Raw genomic sequence first — 15,632 nt, 5'->3', positions numbered from 1 at the left:
CGCCCGGCCGTGGACTATTTGCCGTCGATGACCTCGAACGTCAGCCCGGCCTTGGCGGTCAGGCGATCGAGCAGCGGTTGGCCGAGCAGCGATGCCGGTGTCCAGAAACCGCCCGCCTGGCGCTCGCTGGCGTCAATGTCGAAAGCCAGGCACATGGCCGCCTCACCCAGCATCTTACCGGTGGAGCCGTAGCCGGGGTCGCGATCGCCAGTCACCTTGGTGCGGATCAGCTCGCCTTTCTCGGAAATACCAACGAAGCGCAGATCGTAGAACCCTTCTTCCTGGGCCTTGGGGCTGGGTCCTTCGCCCGGTTTGGGCAACACGAACTTCTCCAGGGCCCAGCGGGCCGGCTTGATCGCCGTGGCCGCCATGAAGCCGCCCAGGCCGGCGGCGATGCCCAGCGCCGTTGCCCGCCCTTTCAGGCCGCGCCCGGTCAGCATGGCTTCGTCGTAGCCGAATTCGCGACCGTAGGCGGCGCCGGTCAGCGCGTTGCTGCGATGCACCACCCGTGTATTGATGGCGCTCATGATGAACGGCGCGGTCCAGGCGCCGTAATCCTCGTCGTATTCCGCGGCCTTGACGTTGTGCTGACGACGCTTCGGGCGAAACTCGGGCGGGCAGATCGAATACGGGTTGGCCAGTTCCTTGCGCAGTGCTGGATCGGCCAGCGCTTCCTTGGTGACGTTGACCAGGCTGGCCACGGTGCCGCCGGACATCCCGCCCTTGGCCACCTTGACCCGCATCTTCACGGTGTTGCACGGCGTACCGAACCGCTGCTGCGCCTGTTGCTGCAGGAAATACACGCCCAGGTCCGAGGGAATCGAATCAAAACCGCAGCAATGCACGATGCGGGCACCGGTTTCCTTGGCCCGGGCTTCGTACGTCTGCACCATACGGCGGATCCACTGCACTTCGCCGGTCAGGTCGCAATAGTCCACGCCGGCCTCGACGCACGCCCGTACCAGGGGCTCGCCGTATAGCGCGTACGGACCGACGGTGGAAATCACCACCCGGGTGCGGGCGCACATGTTGGCCAGGGAGGCTTCGTCCGAGGCGTCGGCCACGACCACCGGCAGCTCCTTGGCGGCGTCGCCCAGGCTCGATTTCAGCGTCACCAGCTTGGGTTCGGAACGACCGGCAATGGCCCATTTCAGTTCGCCGTCCACGCCGTACTGCTGCATCAGGTAACGGCTCAGGATCTGGCCGACGAAACTGGTGGCCCCGAAGACCACGATGTCGAAAGCTTTCTCGCTCATAATGCGTTCATCTCCTGTCATCTATGACTTGAAGTTATTCTTTTATCTTGCTGTTTTAACCATTTTTTCAGACCTTCCTCACCAAATCTTGCGGACCACCATGATCTTCATGAACAGCGCCACGCCCAGCCCCCAGAAACCGTTCAGGATGAGGCCGCCGACCCAGGTCTGGGGCGTCACGGGAATGCCTTTGAGGGGGAAGACGACCAGCATGGCGACCGCCGTCGGGCCGATGGCGCCAAGCAGCACGGCGAGGCTCCAGTGCGGCCAGGGCTTGAGGTGACGGATCAGCGCCCAGATCGGAATCGCCCACAGCCCGCCGAAGAAGGCCAGCGACAGGACCGACGGCACGCCCAGCGGCGGCACCGGCGCCAGGTTATAGGGTTCTGCCGGCACCACACCCGCGAGGTAAAAGACGCTGAACAACCCCTGGTGAAAGATCAGCGTTGCCAGTACGCCCGCGATAAAGGCCTTGATCCATTCCATGCCTGCTTTCCTCTGTTGATGGTTCCCGGTTTTCGGTGCGTTATCCATTCAGTGTGTTCTCAGAGCACTCACGGCTGCACGTACGCTTGAGCAGCACAAGTGGCTCAGTATATCCGGCCGCGCCGGCCCAACTGATACCGGGCAAAGGCCGGCAACGCATCGCATACGGCGGCCAGCACACGATTGAAGCGCCCCGGCACACACACGGCCTTACCCGCCAGCGCGGCCTGCAATCCGATCCGGGCCACGGCGTCCGCATCCTGCCAGAAAATACCCGGCAGGCGGCTCACCTGCTCCCGGGTTCCCTGGACATCGTGGAACTCAGTGTATGTGAAGCCCGGGCACAACGCCGTGACGCGGACGCCCGAACGCCGGAATTCCATGTCGGCGCTTTGCGAGACGTCCAGCAGGTAGCGTTTGATCCCGGTATAAAGCATGCCCGACGGTGGCGGTGCAAACGCGGCCAGTGACGCTACATTGACAATGTTTCCATAACCACGTTCCACCATGCGTTGGCCCAGGCGTATCATAAGCTCTGTCGGCGCGGACACCATGACCTGGATTTCCCGCTGCAGCGTCGCCCAATCACTGGCCACCAGACTGGTGCGGGCGGCGAAGCCAGCGTTGTTGACTAGGAAATCGACCTGCAAGTCGTCCCGATCCAGCCTGTCCAGCAGCGACTGCACCTGGGCGGGCTCGGCCAGGTCTGTCGGAATGACCGTGCACCGGGCCGCAAACCGCTCGCTGAGCGTTTGCGCCAGCGCGTTGAGCCGGTCTTCCCGGCGGGCGGTGAGAATCAGGTCGTATCCGGCCTCCGCGAGGCGGTGGGCAAAGCGTTCGCCGATTCCGGCGGAGGCGCCGGTGACGAGAGCGGTTCGGGCCATGTCGGGTTCCTTCTCAACGGCCTGTTGGATTTCCGGGAATGCAGGGGTGAAACGGCAGTTCGGCCAATCGCAAGGCCGCCCCGGTAACTCACACTGTGCCTGCGTACCCTGTCATGTAACGGGGGCGGAGTGAACACAGCAAGCCATGAATGTGGGGGGAATAACAGCATGGAGGATCACGGTTTGACGGTCTTTCTCTTCCTGTGTGTCCTGGCGCTCACAGTCGTCGCAGCCCTGCTGTTTTTCCGGCTGCGCCAACAGGCGCGCCTGCTCGAAGACGCCCGGGAGCGCATCGCCGCCCTGGGGCAGCCGCTGGACGAGAGCCTGGAAGAGCCCTACCTGGTGCTGACCGTACGGGTGCTGGACCCGCTGGGTGTGGCCCGGCGGGAATCCCGTTCGGCGCGCATCATGGCCGACCACATGCCCAACATGATCAGCCGCCGGGTCTATCAGGAAGTCATGCGCGAAGTGGGTGCCGAGCTGACCTCCCGGGGCATCGAGGCGGAAATGAACGTGGAATACCGGTGACAGGAGCCCGCGATCGATGATGACTCTGGCGACGATGATCCTGGTTCTGACCACGGCCCTGATACTGGCCCTGGCCGTGCGTGAGGCGCACCGGCAGGAACGCGCGCTGGGCAGACTCAGCCGCTCGCTGGTGGCCGCCGAATCCCCCGTCAAACGCCGGCGCTTCGACTGGATCGAGGCCGATAACCGCCGCCGGCTGCTGCGACAGTCGGTGGAAGAAGGCGCCAGCGCCGTGGAGGTCGTGCACCGTCTGGTCACCACCACCACGTTCGAAGCCATCGACCGGCTTGCCCCCAACGACGTGGTCCGCCAGCGCAGCCAGCGCGCCCGGGAAATCCACGACGGCACCTCCCGCACCGTCTACCGCTCCATCCGCGTGGCCAACCGCCACGTCCACGCCCTGGCCAACGTCATCATCGGCATGAACCGCGGCCGCCCGCGCCGTCCCCGCGACAAACGCTGATCGGGCTTCTCCTTCGGCGACGAACTGCCTAGAATTCCGCACCATCGTGTTTTTTCGGAGACAGTCCGCCATGCCGTACCCGACGGAGTTGCGATCGGTGCTGGGAAGCCTGCGCCGCATCGAATCCAGTAAAGTGTTCCAGACGTCGGTCATTGCCATCATCATCCTCTCGGCACTGACCATCGGCGCCAAGACCTATGATCTGCCGGAACTGGTCGAACAGTCGCTGCTGTTCCTGGACAGCGCGATCACCGTGTTCTTCCTGCTGGAGATCGTGTTTCGGTTCATCGTCTACCCGGACAAGAAGCGCTTCCTGCTGGACGGCTGGAACCTGTTCGACACCATCGTCGTCGTCGGCAGCCTGGTGCCGCTGGACAATTCCGACGCCGTATTGCTGGGCCGGCTGCTGCGGGTGTTCCGCGTGTTGCGTTTGGTGTCGGTAGTGCCGGAGCTGCGTTTCCTGATCAATTCCCTGCTCAAGGCCATCCCGCGCATGGGCTACATCGCCCTGCTGATGTTCATCATCTTCTACATCTACGCCGCGATGGGTTCGCTGTTCTTCGCCAGGATCAACGAGGAACTCTGGGGCGATGTGGCGGTAGCCATGCTGACGCTGTTCCGGGTAGCGACGTTCGAGGACTGGACCGACGTCATGTACGAAACCATGTCGGCCTACCCGCTGAGCTGGCTGTTCTACCTGACGTTCATCTTCCTGACCGCGTTCGTGTTCCTGAACATGATGATCGGCGTGATCCTGGAAGTGATGAGCGCCGAGCACAACAGCCGCGAGGCCGAGCAGGCGCACCGCGAACGGGACGACATGGCCCGCAAGCTGGACGACGTGCAGCAGCAGTTGAATGGTCTCACGGAGATGCTGAACAACCGACTGCCCGCCGATCCTGGCGGCGAACAACGCCATCGGGGCTGACGCCTGCGCTTTTGCGCAGCCGCTCAATTGTTAACCGCTCGGCAGCGGCGTACAATGACAAATGACGATATCAAGTTCGCCATATGGCGGAGGCTGACATGACGGGTAAAGCGCAACTGGAAGAAAGCAACGTCGCATCGGGCGGCAAACAGGCAAGCGGGACCGCCGGGGTCTCGCCCGAGGAATTTGCCCCCAACGCCGGCAAGTTCGTGATCAAGCCGTCGACGTGCTCCGGCAAGAGTGCGGCCAAGGGCGGCGTGGCTTCCATCGCGCGGGTTCGCAAGGGCGTCGGCGTCGCCACCCTGGAGCGCCTGAAAGCCAAACTGGCGATTTCCGACCGGGAGCTGGCGCGGCTGCTGCGGGTGTCCGAGCGGACCCTGGACCGCCGCCGGCAGGAGCGCAAGCTCGACACCGACCTGTCCGATCACACGGTGGCGCTGCTGGACATCTTCTCGGCCACGTTAAAGCTGTTTGAAGGCAACGAGGCCGCCGCCCGGCGCTGGCTCAAGTCCCCGGAGCGGGCGCTGGGTAATAAAATGCCGATGGAGCTGATCGAACTGGAGGCCGGCCGCAACGTCGTCAAGGACCTGATCGGCCGCCTGGAGCACGGCATCTTTTCATGAAGTTCGTCCGGATCACCAAGAGCCGGCACCGGGACACCGCCTTTTCCGGCGAAGGTGCGCGGCTCTATGGGGGCCGGTGGAACGACAAGGGGCATCCCGCCGTCTATCTGGCGGACAGCATCGCCCTCGCCCAGCTTGAAATCCTGGTCCACCTCAAGTCCGAGGATTCGCTCAAGGACTACGTCCTGCTCGAAGTGGATGTGCCGGACACGCTCATCGCGTACCTCGACGACGAGGACTACCCGCAGGACTGGAATGACCTGGAACCCCAGGCGTCGACGAAGGACATCGGCACCGCGTTTCTTGAGCAGCAGTCGGCTGTAGCCCTGGTCATTCGCTCCAGCGTCGTGCCGCAGCAGTTCAACGCCCTGTTCAATCCCGAGCACCCTGAGGCAAAAGCCGTCAGCGCCGCCGCCCGGGCCATACCGATGGATTTTGATCCGCGCCTGGTCCCACGCGACAGCGACTGATCCGCCGGCTATTTCTCCAGTGCCGCCCGCAATCCCGATGTCCGCGTCACGCCCCGACCGATCGCTTCCCGGAAGACACCGTCGTCCGGCACCAGCAGGCTGAACCAGTGCCGCGCCCGGGTGATGCCGGTATAGACCAGCTCGCGGGTCAGTACCGGGTTGCTGCGCTCGGGCAGGACCAGGCAGGTGTGCACGAACTCGGAGCCCTGGGATTTGTGCACGGTCATGGCGTAGACCGTCTCCAAGGCGTGCAGGCGGCTGGGCAGCACCCACTTGATGCGACCGCTGCCGTCGTTGGCGGGGAAAGCCACCCGTAGCAGCGGCCGTTCACCGGGCGCGGTGGGCAGTGCCAGGGTAATGCCGATATCGCCATTCATCAGGCCCACGCTGTAGTCGTTGCGCGTGACCAGCACCGGTCGGCCGGCATACCAGCCCTCCGTCGCGGGAATCAGTCCCGCCTCGTGCAGGGCGCCGGCCACCTGTTCGTTCAACCCTTCCACGCCATAGGTACCGCGCCGGAGGGCGCACAGCATCTGGAATTGATTGTGGGCTCGCAGCACCTCGCGGGCCCAGGCGTCGAGCGCGGCCTGCTCGGCCCCGAACGCCGGGCGCGTTTCCCGCATCCGCGTCAGGTAATGGGCGTACCCGACCGGTGGTGGCATGTCCTGGCCACGGTCCTGTCGACCTTCGCCGGCGTTGGGAAACGCCTCGGGGCTGCCGGTCACGCCCTGGCGGCGAATGGTCGCGGCCGGGTCCCGGGGTACCGGTACCCGCGCGATGTCCGGGTAGCCCGCGTCGAACAGCCGCGACACGTCCGCCGGCGCGGTGCTCTGCCCGGCCCGGTTGACCGCCGTCGCCAGTTGGCCAATACCACTGTGGGCATCGAAGCGGTAGCTGTGGCGCAGCAGCGTAATGCCCTGCTCCAGATCGCCGCCGGCGGCATCCACATATTGTGCGTCGATGCGCTCGCCGGCCACACGGTTGAGCCAGTCCGCGGTTTGCGGCCAGTAGCCGCCCTCGCCCGCGCGCTGGCACAGATCGCCCAGCACCGCGCCGGCATCCACCGAAGCGAGCTGGTCTTTATCCCCCAGCAGGATCAACTGGGCGTCCTCGGGCAGCGCATCCAGCACCTGGGCCATCATCTCCACGTCCACCATGGACGCCTCGTCGATCACCAGTACATCCAACAGCAGTGGGTTCTGGCGGTTGTGCCGGAAATGCCGCGAGCCGGGAGTGCTGCCCATCAGCCGGTGCAAGGTGGTGACTTCGGTGAGGATCGCGCGGCGCAGGCGTTCGGCGTCGCCGAAGGCCTCCAGGTCGAGGCTGTCCACCGCGCCGGCGATGGATTCGTTGAGCCGGGCCGCGGCCTTGCCGGTGGGTGCCGCCAGGCGGATGATCCGCTCCCGGGCACCCTCGCCCTGGCGCAGCGCCACGTGTTGCAACGCGGCCAGCATGCGCACCACGGTGGTGGTCTTGCCGGTCCCGGGCCCACCGGTAATCACGCTGAAGCCGCGCCGGGCGGCGTTGGCGCAGGCCACGCGCTGCCAGTCGGTCGTCTCCCCCGAGTTGGCCGGGCCGAACAGCCGCGTCAGCGCGTCGCTCAGGTGGCCGGCTTGCGGGGAATCCGCCGCTTGCAGGGCCGTTTGCCGCTGCAGGCGGGCCGCGATATGGCGAGCGATGGTCCGTTCGTACTGCCAGTAGCGCCGCAGGTACAGGCGCAGGCCGTCCCGCACCAGCGGTCGGCTGTCGTCCTCGTCCGCCGCTTCCCCTTTGGCCACGAGCAGCGGGTGTTCAAGTGCCCGATCCCATTCCGCCTCGGCCACGCCCAGCAGGACTTCCGATGGCAGCAGCCGGTTCTCCGGCGCCTCTTCGTTTTCCGGTGGCAGCGACAGCAAGGCGTCGTAGCCCTGGCGGTTCAGCGTCGCCAGATCCAGGCACACATGCCCCCGGCCCAGCTGGTGCGAGGCCAGCGCCACCGCCATCAGCAGCAGCGGATCCGCCGGTTGCCCGGCCTGTTGCGCCTCGCGGGCCAGCAGCTGGACCAGCGACAGATCGAGCGGTCGCAGCCACTCCATGTCGACCCATTGCTGCAGAATCCCCAGCACCGTGTCAGCATCGGCCAGCGGCGACGCGTCGAAGGCGAAGGTCTGTTGCGGGCGTTCGTCGGTCATAGGCTGTCCGCCGTCTCCGTGTTGAGGGTCTCGCCCCGGAACAGTCGATCCAGCGCCTCAATCAATGCTTTGGGTGGGCGCTCGCTGTAGACGCCCCGGGACTCGGCGCCATTACCACGCAGGAACAGGTAGACAGCACCGCCGATGTGGGCGTCGTAGTCGTAATCCGGCAGCCGGGAGCGCAACAGACGATGCAGGGCCAGCAGGTAGAGGCAGAACTGCAGGTCGTAGCGGTGCTCGGCGATCACCTCCGCCAGGGCCGCCTCGTGGTAGTCCTCGTCCCGGGTGCCGATGAAGTTGGACTTGTAGTCGGCCACGTAGTAGCGACCGTCGTGCTCGAACACCAGGTCGATAAAGCCCTTGAGCATGCCGTTGACGGTCATGGGCGAGGCTTGCGGACGCGAGCGTCCGTCCAGGGTGTGCTGGCGCACCAGCGCGTCCAGTCGCGGGATATCCAGATCGCGGCTGGCCATCCAGAACTCCATCTCCGGCACCATCAGGGGCTCGTCGGTCAGCGTCAGCGTGCCCTGGCTGCCATCGGGCTGCGCCGGCAGCGGCAGATCCGCCTGGACCAGGTCGGTCAGCCAATGGCCCAGCGGTTGCGCCCAGGGGCCCCAGCCGCGGATGTCGCAGCGCCGTACCAGCATCTCCTGCAGCGCTTCGGGCGCGTTCACTACGCTACTGAAACCACTGTCGGCCGCCCACTCCAGCAGGCCGTGCAGGAAAGTACCGGGCCCCGCCCCGCGGTAGAAGCGATGCAGCCGCCGCTCGCTGGCACTGGGCTGACGCAGCGGGCGCCACCCTGCCAGGGCCAGGTCGCGCTCCTCGGCCAGACGCTCGGCGTCGGCGGTTTCCGGTTCGGGGCCGGGCGCGCTGATGTCTGCCTCCGGCTCAACCGTGCTGGGCTGCTGGTAGCGGATGGCGGAGTAACTGGCGATCCACCAGTGCTCGCCCGGCTGGCGTGCCGGCACCCGCGCCGGGCCCGGTATGGGCGCGGTCGGTGGCGTATAGCGGGTATCAACCGGCTCGGGTTCTGCTTCCACACGGATGGCCGCGTGGTCGCCGGCCAGGACCTGCAGGGCACTGCCCCAGTCGCCGGCGTCGCCATCGTAGCCGCTCAGCACGGCCAGCGCGCTCTGGGGCGTTTCCTTGCCCAGCAGCGGCGCGCCCATCCAGGTGGCGTAGCGCGCGCGGGTCAGGGCCACGTAGAGCTTACGGATGTCCTCGCCCAGGCGCTCCTCGTCGGCGGCGGCAATGACCTCCGCGTCAGGCTTGAAGGTGAGCCGGATGTGGCCATGCTCGTCGTGCCAGCGGATCGGCAGCCGCGACGGATTGACCGGCCGGGCGGCGGAGGCGAACGGCAGGAACACCAGCGGGTATTCCAGGCCCTTGGATTTATGGACGGTGACCACCTGCACCAGGTCGGCGTCGCTCTCCAGCCGCACCTGGCGGGTGTCGGCATCGGCGGACGGGTCAGCGATCATTTCGGCAAAATGCCGGATCAGCGCCTGTTCGCCGTCCACCTGCTGGCTGGCCTGCTGCAGCAGCTCGGCGATGTGCAGCACGTCGGTCAGCGCGCGCTCGCCGTTGGGTTCGCGGAGCAGCCGGGCCGGCACCTCGAACGCGCTCAGCATGCGCCGGATCATGGCCAGCACGCCCTTCTGCTGCCAGATGCGGCCAAACGTGCGGAAACGTTCGATCTCGGCCTCCCAGGCCAGTTCGTCCTGACGCAGGCGATCCAGCTCGGCCCAGTCCAGATCCAGGGTTGAGCTGGCCAGCGCCGCCCGCACCGGGCGCTCTCGTTCGGGCTCGGCGCAAGCCTCCAGCCAGAGCAATACGTCCTGAGCCTGGACGGTGTCCAGCACTGAGGCACGATCCGACAGGTAAACGCTCTTCACCTGACGCTCGCCCAGCGCCGTTCGCACCGCATCCGCCTCGCGACCGGTGTTGACCAGCACCGCGATATCACCGGCCGCGAGCGGCTGGATGTCGCCCGAGGCGTCGCGGAACCCCGCCAGGCCGTCGCGACCCAGATTGAGCAGGCGCACGATCTCGCTGGCGCAGGCCTGGGCGGATCGGGCGGTGGCATCGGCCTTGTTGCCTTCGGGATCGCTGTGCCAGACCGTCAGGGCCGGCGGCGCCTCACCGTCGACCACGAAATCCTCCTTGCGCCCCTGGGCCTCCACCGGGTTGAACGGCAGCGGGTTGTTGCCGTCCGCCGAGCGGAACAGGAAGGCGCCGCGCGGGGACGTGGCGTCGGCGTGCTCGAACACGCGGTTGCTCGCCTCGACCATCGCCCGGGCCGAACGGAAGTTGCGCGCTAACGTGTAGTGGCGGCCGGCGGTGGCCAGGCGCGCCTTCAGGTAGGTGTGGATGTCGGCGCCCCGGAACGCGTAGATGGCCTGCTTGGGGTCGCCGATCATGAAGAAACCGGTTTCCGCGACGTTGTCGGCTACGGTGTAGACGGCGTCGAAGATGCGGTACTGCACCGGGTCGGTGTCCTGGAATTCGTCGATCAGCGCCAGCGGGAACTGCTGCCGGATCGCCCGCGCCAGGCGCTCACCGCCCTGCCCCTGCAATGCCGCGTCCAGGCGGCTGAGCAGATCGTCGAAGCCCATCTCGGCGCGGCGCTGTTTCTCACGCTCCAGGCGCTGACGGCTCCACTGGGCAGCGTGGCGGATCAGCGCTTCCCGGGGGATCTCCTTTTCGCGTTCGGCCGCCAGGGCCTCAACGATGGCCACCAGCGGCGCCTCCACCGGCGGCGCGCCTTTCTTCCAGCAGGCTTCGACGCCGGCCGGGGTCAGCTTTTCCCAGACCTTGTCGCTGACGCTGGGCAACGCCATGCCGTCGGCCTGGGCCCATTCCGCGAGCCCGGCCAGCCAGCCTTCCAGCCAGTCGGCACGCAGCTGGCGACCGTTGATATGCCCGGCGGTCTTGGCCTGCTGGAATCGCTCGCGAAAATCCTCGATCGCCTCGCTCAGCTCGCCGCGCAGCCGCTGGAACAGGCTCGCCCGTTCCGCCATGGCCGGCTCGATCAGGGCTTCCGGCGAGGCGTAGATGGCCTCCCCGTCGTCCGGCGCCGACAGCAACGGGCGCACGGCGTCGTGCAGGTCGTCCGGCGTGCGCAGCTGTTGCAGATAGGTCTCCACGCCCGCCACAGACAGCGGATTGACGAAGGTGCGCCAGTAGTCGCGAACTACATCGGCCTGGAGCTCCGAGTGGTCGGTCTCCAGGCTCTGGTGGAACAGGCCGCCGCTGTCGAAGGCGTGTTCGCGCAGCATCCGGTAGCACCAGCTGTGGATGGTGTGCACGGCGGCTTCGTCCATGGATTCCGCAGCGAGTTCCAACAAGCGCGCGTTAGAGGCCCACAGGGCGTCGTCGCAGGCGTTACGCAGGCGCTTGAGTGGGTCGGTCTCATTGGCCCGCGTCGTCGCATCGATGCCAACCGGGTCCACGCGGAACAACTGCGCCGCTTCGGCCAGCCGGGCGCGGATCCGGTCCCGCAGTTCCTTGGTGGCGGCTTCGGTGAAAGTCACCACCAGGATGTCGCGGGGCGTCAGGCTGTGCCCCACCTCGGCGATGGGCCCATGGCCGAGCACCGCGCGCACGTACAGCAGCGCGATGGTGAAGGTCTTGCCGGTGCCGGCGCTGGCCTCGATCAGGCGGCTGCCGTGCAGCGGAAAGGTTAACGGGTCCAGGCGGTTGTCGGTCATGGCGTGTCCTTGGCCGCGCGCGCACTCGCACTGGAGGCGCCGTGGACGTTGTCGCGGATGGGGCGATACAGGCGGTCTACCAGTCGTGCGAATTCGCCGCTCTGCGAGAGGCCGTCAAAATCGGGATACAGGCGTTGCAGGTAGGCGCTTTCGTCCGCCTCGCCGGTGGACTTGAACTGGGATTCGTAGGCGCCCCGCGCGGCCCGCTGCATGGCGTCCTCGCCCTTGTTTTCCGCGCCCAGCCAGGCAAAGGCCGTCTTCGGCGCGACCGGCAGCGGCGTGCGATGGGCGTCGAGCCACAGCTGCATCAGACTCTGCAGGCGGGCCTCGGCGGCCGAGGCATCCAAACCGGTAAAGGCCACGTCGCCGGCCTGGCTCAGTACGTGGGTCGTCACCGGTCCGCGCACCGCGTTGGCTGCCAGATGGGTCACCCAGGGGCGCAACAGCTGGTGCCAGCGGTAGCGTCGATCCGGGCTGGTCAGGTTGCTGCTGCTCAGGTGCACCTGGATGCGCTCGCCCTGCCCGTCCACCCGCAGGTCACGGACCCAGTCTTCCAGCCAGAGCGTGTCGTCGCTCACCTCGAGGGACAGGCGCAGCGGCGTCAGCGCTTCGACCTCCGGGAAGGCTGCGAGCTTCGCCTGGTAGCGGTCGAACAGTTCCGGCAGCGGCGCGATGGCCTGGCGCACCTGCAGATCCGCCAGACTCTCCGACAGCGCCAGCTCGCCGCGACCGATGGCCCGCTGGGCCGTCTCCAGCAACCGGGCCGGCAGGTTCTCGCGGTCGTCGGTCTGGCGCAGCACGCCCTGGATCAGGGTATCGGTCAGTTTCCAGCGGGCCAGGCCGTCCAGCACGATGGGCTCCTCGTCCTCGCTCTCCAGTTCACTGCGCTCGAAATAGACCCCCAGGCGCTGCTGGAAGAACACCGCGACGGGCTGGCGCAGACACTGGCTCAGCTGCACCAGGCTTAAAGGCTGCTCGAACACGCTGGCCGGCAGACTGTCGAGACTGGGCAGCGAGGCCTGTTCGATCGGTGCGTCCCGGTCCAGCGCCGCGCGCCATTCCCGGGCGAAGGTGAACAACGATGCGTCGTCCCGGAAGTAATGAGTGCTGAACGGTTGCAGCGGGTGCTCGGTGGTCAGGGCGTGGGTCAGAGCCGGCCCGCCTTCAGGCACCGGCCGGATCGTGTCGATGTGGTCGCGGAGCTGCGCGACCAGCACGGATGGCGGGCGTTCGGAATTATCGTGGATGCTGCGGCCGATCCAACTGATGTAGAACTGGTCCCGCGCCGACAGGAATGCCTCCAGGAACAGGAAGCGGTCGTCCTCGCGCCGGGACCGGTCGCCGGGGCGGTAATCCCGGGCCATCAGGTCGAAATCCATGGGCGGCTGGGTGCGCGGGTAGTCGCCGTCGTTCATGCCCAGCAGGCACACGCGCCGAAACGGGATGGCCCGCATCGGCAGCAGCGTGGCGAAATTGACCTTGCCCGCCAGGAAGCGCTGGCTCAGGCCGCCCTGGTCGAGCTGTTCCAGCAGCACGTCGCGCACCACGTGCAGCGGCAGCGGCGTATCCAGTTGCGCCTCGTGGCAGGCGTCGAGCCATTGTTCGACGGCGGTTTCCAGTTGGGTGAACAGCAGTACGTCGTCGCCTTCCGGCTCCTCGAAGAAATCCCGCAGCAGCTGGTTGAGGATGCCCGCCCACTCGTCCGGCGTGCGCGCTTCCCGCAGGCGCGCCCAGTATTGCTGCAACTGCTCGAGGAACAGGTTGAGCTGGCCGGCCAGGCGGCTTTCCAGACCGCCCACTTCGCTGAACGGTTCAATGCCCTGCCAGGCGCCGCCGTCACCGGTGGCGTATCCCAGCAACATGCGCTGCAGGCCGAACAGCCAGCTGTTGCGGAACAGGCCCTCGGGGAGATCCAGCGACGCCCGGTGCGCATCGTCCAGACCCCAGCGAATGTTGGCGCCGCGGATCCAGTCGTGCAACTGCGGCAGGTCGTCCTCGGTCAGGCCGAAGCGGTGGCGCAGGGGCGCGACGTCGAGCAGGTCCAGCACGTCGCTGACACCCAGCCGGGACTCCGGCAGCGACATGAGCGCCTCCAGCGCCACCAGGACCGGGCTCTGGTGACGCTGGCCCTGGTCGGAAATCGTGTATGGGATGTAGCGGTCGTCGTCCGGATCCAACTGGCCGAACACCGCCTCGATGTGCGGCGCGTAGGCGTTGATGTCCGGCACCATGACGATGATGTCCTGGGGCTTGAGGCTGTCGTCGGCGCTGAACGCGGCGAGCAGCTGATCGTGCAGCACTTCCACTTCGCGCAACGGGCTGTGGGTGCTGTGGAACACGATGGAGGTGTCGTTGCTGTTGCTCTCAGCGCTGCGCGTTGCCTCGTGAACCGGGTTCAGGTCGAGAATGTCGTTCTGCAGCTGGTTGAGCAGGCTATCGCCGTCGCTGGGGCGGAACAGGTCCACCCGGTCCAGCCAGTGGGCGTAATGCTCGGGCGCGTCGTAGCCGTCCAGCAGGCGGATGTAGTCGCGCCCCTGCTTGCCCCAGGCGGCCAACAGCGGCTGGGCGTGGAGGTGCAGGTTGTGGTCGTCGAGGGTGGACGGCGTCCCGGGTTTGCGGTCCCGACGGCGGCGCTCGGCGCGCAGCAGGTCCTTGTCCTCGATGATGTCCGCCCAGTGGTACTGGCACGGGTTATGGACACAGAGGATCACCTGACAGCACTGCCCCAGGGCGCTGAGCACGTCCAGGGTCTGTTGCGGCAGCGAGGACAGCCCGAACACGATCACCCGGCGCGGCAGGCCCCGGGGCCGGTTGCTGTCATTCAGGGTGCGAGCGGTTTCCAGGAACCGGGTGTGGACTTCGGCGCGACTGGTGTTGGCGACGCTGGCCTCGATGTCGTCGATCAGATGCCGCCAGAGCGCCGGTTGCCAGCGCTGTTCGTCGGGCACCGGCTTGGTGTCGTTACCGGGCACGCGAATCAGGTCCTCGCCGCTCGCCCAGTCGTCCAGCCAGTCGGCCCGATACACCTGGTACTGGTCGAGCAGGTCGGCCACTCGCTCGGCGAGCTGGTACTGGCGCCGCTCCGCCTCACTGCCCTGCAGGAATCGCTGCAGGGGCTCGAACACCGGCTCGTCGGCCAGCTCGGGGATCAGGCGCAGCAGGCGCCAGGTCATCCGATCCTTGTCGAACGGCGACTGCTCGGGCACCTGGTCTTCGCCCAGCACCGTCCGGTAGACGTTCCAGAGGAAGCGCGACGGCAGGGAAAACTCCATGGCGGCGGCGATGCCGTTGCCCGGCAGTTCCGGGTCGTCCGCATCCCGCGCCAGGGCCAGCTTGAGCCACTGGGCGATGCCGTTGGAGTGAACCAGGAACACTTCGTTTTCCAGGGGCGCCAGGGGGAACTTCCGAATCAGCTCCACGGTGACCGCCCGCAAGTCTTCGAGCTTATTGGCGTGAATCACCTGAAAGCCGGTGGGCAACGCTGAACGGTTAACTGCCTGCATCGTCATTCCCTGGAATCCGCGCGCTACCGAATCAGCCGGGCGGAGTGGTTTCTGAAAGCGTCGCCCATTGTCGGAAATCTGTCGCGCCAGCACAAACTGAAGAAACCATAATAAAGCCGTCATGCGCCTGCAAATCAACTGCTTGGCCATCATAGTTCACGTGGCAACGGCACTCACGGTTTGTGGTTACTGAATTCCTGTGCAACGTTGAAAGAACGTTAATGACGTTCAGCGCCGTCCGGATATCGCATCGGACAGCAAGGAGGAACCGTTATGTTGTATTGGGCACTGGTTTGTTTGGTGATCGCGATCATCGCCGGCGTGCTGGGATTTGGCGGGATTGCCGGAACCGCGGCTGGCTTCGCCAAGATCCTGTTCTTTATTTTCCTGGTGCTGCTGGTGATTTCGGTGTTGGCGAACCTGTTTCGGGGTCGCGGGCCAAGGCCATAAATTGCGAGAAGCGAACGGCCTGCGCCTCGCCTCAATGACGGCAGCAACCGGGAGATCGACAAGGATCAACAGTCGGGAGCGATGTCTTCGGGATCTTCAGGAAAAATTGGAGGCGCGGGTCGGAATCGAACCGGCGTACACGGAGTTGCAGTTTGGT

At 66.3% G+C, this 15,632-nt stretch carries 12 protein-coding genes; 6 read left to right on the top strand and 6 right to left on the bottom strand.

Annotation, left to right across the window (positions count from 1 at the left end):
* Positions 1 to 14: 14 nt before the first annotated feature.
* The 3 genes from DKK67_RS09835 to DKK67_RS09825 form a co-directional block, all read right to left on the bottom strand.
* Positions 15 to 1,256 carry a saccharopine dehydrogenase family protein gene (locus tag DKK67_RS09835; protein ID WP_111496179.1) on the bottom strand — a complete coding sequence of 414 codons (1,242 nt, stop codon included), beginning with the start codon at positions 1,254 to 1,256 and terminating at the stop codon, positions 15 to 17.
* Between the two features lie 78 nt (positions 1,257 to 1,334).
* Entirely contained in the window at positions 1,335 to 1,742 is a 408-nt protein-coding gene (locus DKK67_RS09830) for a hypothetical protein (protein WP_111496178.1), read from the bottom strand.
* 104 nt (positions 1,743 to 1,846) lie between these two features.
* Positions 1,847 to 2,626, bottom strand: coding sequence for an SDR family NAD(P)-dependent oxidoreductase (locus DKK67_RS09825; protein ID WP_111496177.1), 780 nt, complete (start codon positions 2,624 to 2,626; stop codon positions 1,847 to 1,849).
* Between the two features lie 183 nt (positions 2,627 to 2,809).
* Here DKK67_RS09825 and DKK67_RS09820 point away from each other — a divergent pair, with 183 nt between their 5' ends.
* The 5 genes from DKK67_RS09820 (at position 2,810) to DKK67_RS09800 (ending at position 5,638) form a co-directional block, all read left to right on the top strand.
* Entirely contained in the window at positions 2,810 to 3,154 is a 345-nt protein-coding gene (locus DKK67_RS09820) for a hypothetical protein (protein ID WP_162628806.1), read from the top strand.
* A 16-nt stretch (positions 3,155 to 3,170) separates the two neighbouring features.
* The gene (locus tag DKK67_RS09815; protein ID WP_111496175.1) at positions 3,171 to 3,617 is read left to right on the top strand and encodes a hypothetical protein; all 447 of its coding nucleotides are present in this window, start codon (positions 3,171 to 3,173) and stop codon (positions 3,615 to 3,617) included.
* Between the two features lie 70 nt (positions 3,618 to 3,687).
* Positions 3,688 to 4,545: an ion transporter gene (locus tag DKK67_RS09810; protein ID WP_111496174.1), complete on the top strand. Its 858-nt coding sequence runs from the start codon at positions 3,688 to 3,690 to the stop codon at positions 4,543 to 4,545.
* Between the two features lie 98 nt (positions 4,546 to 4,643).
* A complete protein-coding gene (parS, locus tag DKK67_RS09805) occupies positions 4,644 to 5,168 on the top strand; it encodes a type II RES/Xre toxin-antitoxin system antitoxin (RefSeq protein WP_162628805.1) in 525 nt (174 codons plus the stop codon).
* Complete coding sequence (locus DKK67_RS09800; RefSeq protein ID WP_111496172.1) at positions 5,165 to 5,638, top strand: RES family NAD+ phosphorylase; 474 nt, start codon at positions 5,165 to 5,167, stop codon at positions 5,636 to 5,638. The genes parS and DKK67_RS09800 overlap by 4 nt, the downstream gene beginning before the upstream one ends.
* An 8-nt stretch (positions 5,639 to 5,646) precedes the next feature.
* Here DKK67_RS09800 and recD read toward each other — a convergent pair whose 3' ends face one another.
* From recD to recC, 3 genes are read right to left on the bottom strand one after another with little or no spacing between them, the layout of a single operon-like run.
* Positions 5,647 to 7,809: an exodeoxyribonuclease V subunit alpha gene (gene recD, locus DKK67_RS09795; RefSeq protein ID WP_111496171.1), complete on the bottom strand. Its 2,163-nt coding sequence runs from the start codon at positions 7,807 to 7,809 to the stop codon at positions 5,647 to 5,649.
* Entirely contained in the window at positions 7,806 to 11,522 is a 3,717-nt protein-coding gene (recB, locus tag DKK67_RS09790; protein WP_111496170.1) for an exodeoxyribonuclease V subunit beta, read from the bottom strand. The genes recD and recB overlap by 4 nt, the downstream gene beginning before the upstream one ends.
* Positions 11,519 to 15,031: an exodeoxyribonuclease V subunit gamma gene (recC, locus tag DKK67_RS09785; RefSeq protein WP_204355762.1), complete on the bottom strand. Its 3,513-nt coding sequence runs from the start codon at positions 15,029 to 15,031 to the stop codon at positions 11,519 to 11,521. Before recC ends, recB begins: the two co-directional genes overlap by 4 nt.
* A gap of 267 nt (positions 15,032 to 15,298) precedes the next feature.
* Between recC and DKK67_RS09780 the strand changes: the two genes are divergently transcribed.
* A complete protein-coding gene (locus DKK67_RS09780) occupies positions 15,299 to 15,475 on the top strand; it encodes a DUF1328 domain-containing protein (RefSeq protein ID WP_111496168.1) in 177 nt (58 codons plus the stop codon).
* Positions 15,476 to 15,632 lie beyond the last annotated feature (157 nt).

Origin of the sequence: Marinobacter bohaiensis (assembly GCF_003258515.1) — a bacterium.
In the GTDB taxonomy this organism is placed as follows: Bacteria; Pseudomonadota; Gammaproteobacteria; order Pseudomonadales; family Oleiphilaceae; genus Marinobacter_A; species Marinobacter_A bohaiensis.
Note: the sequence above shows the minus strand (reverse complement) of the source record. Positions and strands in the feature narration are given on the sequence as shown.